The organism is Longimicrobium sp. (genome assembly GCF_036280135.1).
Taxonomy (GTDB): Bacteria; Gemmatimonadota; Gemmatimonadetes; order Longimicrobiales; family Longimicrobiaceae; genus Longimicrobium.
Map to the genome: position 1 here is coordinate 1 of NZ_DASURI010000083.1, position 3,012 is coordinate 3,012.

At 68.8% G+C, this 3,012-nt stretch carries 2 protein-coding genes; both read left to right on the top strand.

The genetic code is table 11. The annotated features are described in order from the left end of the window. Window positions 1-1,529 (top strand): SusC/RagA family TonB-linked outer membrane protein (locus tag VFZ20_RS02835; RefSeq protein WP_329682308.1); only part of this gene is annotated, 1,529 nt, incomplete at its 5' end. 18 nt (window positions 1,530-1,547) lie between these two features. Beyond that, entirely contained in the window at window positions 1,548-2,948 is a 1,401-nt protein-coding gene (locus tag VFZ20_RS02840) for a RagB/SusD family nutrient uptake outer membrane protein (protein WP_329682309.1), read from the top strand. Window positions 2,949-3,012 lie beyond the last annotated feature (64 nt).

Genomic DNA, 3,012 nt, shown 5'->3' on the forward strand with positions numbered 1-3,012 from the left:
ACAACGACACGGAGTTCAACTTCGTGCAGGGCACCGGCTTTGCCACGCCCCAGTTCCGCTTCCTGAACTCGGCGGCGGTGATCTCGGGCGGCGGTGACGGCCCGTCGGAGTACAACATGGCGTCGGTGTTCGGCCGCGCCACGCACAGCTGGAACGACCGCCTGACCACCACGCTGAACTTTCGCGCCGACGCGTCGTCGCGGTTTGGCGAGAACAACCGCTGGGGCTTCTTCCCGTCGGCGTCGGTGCTGTTCCGTCCCGGCCTGGAGGCGCTCTCGGGCGCCCGCGTGAGCGACCTGGCCCTGCGCGCCAGCTACGGCCTCACGGGCAACCAGGAGGGCCTGGGCAACTTCGCGGCCCTGGGCCTGTTCAGCGGCGGCGCGTCGTACGGCGACCGCGGCGGCCTGGCCCCCTCGCAGCTGCCCAACCCGGACCTGAGCTGGGAGAAGACCACCCAGCTGAACCTGGGCGGCGACGTGGCGTTCTTCGACGACCGCGTGGGCCTGACGTTCGACTGGTACCACAAGAACACGACGGACCTGCTGCTTGCCCGTCCGCTGCCCCGCAGCACCGGCTACTCGGGGGTGACGGAGAACATCGGCGCCATGACCAACTCGGGCGTGGAGCTGGCCCTGCGCGCGCAGCTGGTGCGCAGCGCCGAGCGCAGCGGCTTCAACTGGACGAGCGAGCTCAACGTCAGCACCAACCGCAACAAGGTCACGCGCCTGTACGGCGGCCAGCCCATCGCGCAGGGCCTGTCCAGCACGGTGCGCATCGAGGAAGGCCAGCCCCTGGGCATCTTCTACGGCTACGTGGCGGACGACCTGTTCCGCAGCGCCGGCGAGATCTGCATGGACGAGACGGGCGTGCAGTGCCTGGCCAACGGCACGGCGTTCCAGCGCGACGCCGACCTGGGCGACGTGCGCTTCCGCGACGTGGGCAGCTTCAACGAGAAGGGCGAGATCGTTGCCGTCCCCGACGGCATCATCAACTCGGCCGACCGCACGCGCATCGGCTCGCCGTGGGCCGACTACCAGGGCGGCTGGACGAACACGCTGAGCTTCCGCGGGGTGGACCTGCTGGCGTTCCTGCAGTTCTCGCAGGGCAACGACGTGTTCAACGGCATGCGGTTCTACTACGACAACCCGGGCTTCTCGGGCGACAACCTGCGGGCGTACGTGCTGGACCGGTACTCGGCCGAGAACCCGGACGGCACGCACCCGCGCGTGAGCATCGCGGATCCCAACAACAACGGCCGCGCCAGCAGCCGCTTCGTGGAGGACGGCTCGTACGTCCGCCTGAAGAACGTGGTGCTCGGCTACACCGTGCCGCAGTCGTTCTCCGGCCGCATGGGCTTCAACCGCCTGCGCGTGTACGTCCAGGGGCAGAACCTGGCCACGTGGACCGACTACAGCGGCTTTGACCCCGAGGTCAACTTCGCGGGCGACAACAGCGTCACGCGCGGCTACGACTTCTACACGCTCCCCCAGAGCCGCACCATCTCGGTGGGCCTGGACCTGGGGCTGTAAGAAAGGCGACCAGACAACATGAAGCTCAAGAGCATTGGCCTGGGCCTCGCGGCCGCCGCCCTGCTGGCGGCCTGCGACAGCCCCCTGGACACGAACCCCACGTCCACCATCCCGGCCAACGAGGCGCTGGACACGCCGCAGGAGCTGGGCGTGGCGGTGAACGGCCTGTACGACGCGTACCAGGACAACGGCGTCGACTTTGGCCGCAACCTGCTGATCTTCCCGGAGCTGTACGCCGACAACCTCGGCTTCTTCGACACGTACGTGTCGGACGAGGAGGTGTACCTGCTGGACGTGAACTCCACCAACACCGGCGTGGCCGGGCTGTGGCGGGGCGCGTACGACGGGATCAACCGGGCCAACGAGATCCTGGCGGCCATCCCGAAGGTGGAGGCGCTGTCGGACGCCGACGCGGACCAGTACCGGGGCGAGGCGCTGTTCGTCCGCGCCCACATGTACTTCATCCTGGCCCAGTTCTTTGGCGGGGTGCCGCTGGTGGAGACGCCCACGCAGAGCATCCCCACGCCGCAGCAGGCCGAGATCGCCCGCTCCACGCTGGCGCAGACGTACGCGCTGGTGGAGCGTGACCTCAAGGAGGCGCGTGGGCTGCTGGACGAGCCCCTGTTCGCCGGCCGCGCGGGCTACTACGCGGCCACGGCGCTGCTGGCCCGGCTGAACCTGTACACGGCCGACTACACCGAGGCGTACGCGTTCTCCGACGAGGTCATCTCCCAGGGCCCGTACCAGCTGGTGAGCGACTACGCGGCCAACTGGCGCAACAAGAACGGCCCGGAGAGCATCCTGGAGGTGCAGTACACGGTGAACGACCCGTCGTCGTTCGCCGGGTGGCTCAACTACGGCGGCCGGTACAGCTTCGCGCCCTCGGCGGACCTGGCGGCGGCGTACCCGTTCGCCGACGAGGAGCGGTACAGCCTGGTGGTGTCGGAGTCGCCCAACGGCGCGGCGTACGTGGGCAAGTACTTCCGCATCGAGAACGGCGACGACAACTTCATCCTGCTGCGCCTGGCGGAGCAGTACCTCATCCGCTCGGAGGCGGCGGCCCGGCTCAACAACCTGGACGACGCCATCGCCGACATCAACACCATCCGCGCGCGGGTGGACTGCGCGCTGGATCCGGACGACGAGGGGTACGACGAGGAGTGCATGGACGGGCACCTGGCTCCGCTGTCGGACGACATCGACACGCGCAACGAGGTGCTGGTGGCGAACCTGGAGGAGCGCCGCCGGGAGCTGGCCCTGGAAGGCCATCGCTTCTTCGACCTGCGCCGCCTGCGTGACGTGCCGGACATCGGCGAGTACGTGGAGGCCCTGTACGGCAACGAGTTCCGCCTGCTGTTCCCCATCCCGCAGACGGAGCTGGACGCCAACGAGCTGCTCACGCAGAACCCCGGCTACTGATCGCCCCGCGCGATCCGTAGGTCGGCGCTGGACCTGAAGGACCGGAGCGGCGCCCCCTGGCAAC